Origin of the sequence: Mesorhizobium sp. M2A.F.Ca.ET.067.02.1.1, assembly GCF_004023285.1 — a bacterium.
Lineage (GTDB): Bacteria > Pseudomonadota > Alphaproteobacteria > Rhizobiales > Rhizobiaceae > Mesorhizobium.
On record NZ_RZSB01001281.1, the window covers coordinates 1 to 818 of the forward strand.

1 protein-coding gene is annotated in these 818 nt (G+C 69.9%); it reads right to left on the reverse strand.

What is annotated here, in order from left to right; translation table 11 throughout:
* Positions 1 to 818, reverse strand: an 818-nt coding sequence (locus EOA28_RS37310; RefSeq protein ID WP_148671186.1) for an ATP-binding protein, incomplete at both ends; no start/stop codon positions are given.

The window sequence follows — 818 nt, forward strand, 5'->3', positions numbered from 1 at the left end:
GGCCCGCTTTGTCGCGCCGCCCGCTCGGCGTGCCGTTGCGCGGGCTGGTCTCGGTCTGGCCGATGCGCACGCCGAGCGGGCGGCGCGACAAAGCGGGCCCAAGCGCCATGAAATGCCCGCGCTCCAGGTCGCGGAAGGCTTCGGCCTGGCGCCGCTCCATGCCGAGCAGGTCGGCCGCGCGCGCCATGTCGATGTCGAGGAAAGTGCGGCCCATCAGGAAGTTGGAGGCTTCCGCCGCGACGTTCTTGGCGAGCTTCGCTAGCCGCTGCGTGGCGATGATGCCGGCCAGCCCGCGCTTGCGGCCGCGGCACATCAGATTGGTCATGGCGCCGAGCGAGAGCTTGCGCGCCTCGTCCGAAACCTCGCCGGCGGCGGCGGGCGCGAAGAGCTGCGCCTCGTCGACGACCACCAGCATCGGGTACCAGTGGTCGCGCGCGACCTCGAACAGACCGCCGAGGAAAGCCGCTGCGCGCCGCATCTGGTTCTCGGCGTCGAGCCCCTCGAGATTGAGCACCGTCGAGACGCGGTGGATGCGCGCGCGCTCGCCCGCCGCCTGCAGACCGCGCTCGGTATGCTCCTCGGCGTCGATCACCAGATGTCCAAAGCGTTCACCCAGCGACACGAAATCGCCTTCGGGGTCGATGATGGTCTGCTGCACCCAGGGCGCGCTCTGTTCGAGCAGCCGGCGCAGCAGATGCGACTTGCCGGAACCCGAATTGCCCTGCACCAGCAGGCGGGTCGCCAGCAATTCCTCAAGGTCGAGGGCCGCCGGCGCGCCTGCTGGTGCAGGGCAATTCGGGTTCCGGCAAGTCGCATCT